Origin of the sequence: Nocardia sichangensis (assembly GCF_047200615.1) — a bacterium.
Taxonomy (GTDB): domain Bacteria; phylum Actinomycetota; class Actinomycetes; order Mycobacteriales; family Mycobacteriaceae; genus Nocardia; species Nocardia sichangensis.
In genome coordinates, this window is the sequence record NZ_JBJZOK010000133.1 from 1 (window position 1) to 633 (window position 633).

Annotated in this window: 1 pseudogene; it reads right to left on the bottom strand. The window is 62.9% G+C overall.

What is annotated here, in order from left to right:
- Window positions 1–633: pseudogene (locus tag ACL03I_RS39465) on the bottom strand (IS630 family transposase); the annotation flags it as partial.

The following is a 633-nucleotide window of genomic DNA, read 5'->3' on the forward strand; positions in this document are numbered from 1 at the left end:
CGACCTGGTTGAGCCATGACGATCCGGTCGGGGTGAAGTCCACGTGGAACCGAGGGTGACGCGCGAGACATTCGTTGACGATCGGGGTCTTGTGAGTCGCCAGGTTGTCGCAGACCAGATGAACGGCCAATTCGGCGGGTACCGCCTTGTCGATCGAGACCAGGAACTTCTTGAACTCCGCGGCACGATGGCGACGGTGCAACTCCCCGATCACGGTGCCATCGGCGATGTTGAATGCCGCGAACAGGCTCGTGGTGCCGTGGCGAGCGTAGTCGTGGGTGCGACGCTCGGGCATGCCCGGCATCATCGGCAACACCGGTTGTGAACGATCCAGGGCCTGCATCTGCGATTTCTCGTCCACGGACAGGACAACGGCTCGCTCCGGCGGATTGTGGTAAAAGCCGCCACATCCACTACTTTCTCCACGAACAGCGGGTCGGTCGACAGTTTGAATCCATCGACCAGGTGCGGTTTCAGATCGAACCGCCGCCAGATCCGCCCGATCGTCGATTTCGACAACCCGGTCCGCTCGGCCATCGACGCCCGCGACCAATGCGTGGCATCCCGCGGAGTCCGCTCCAACGTCAACGCCACCACCTGCTCCACCCGATCCAGCAGTATCGACGGCGGCCG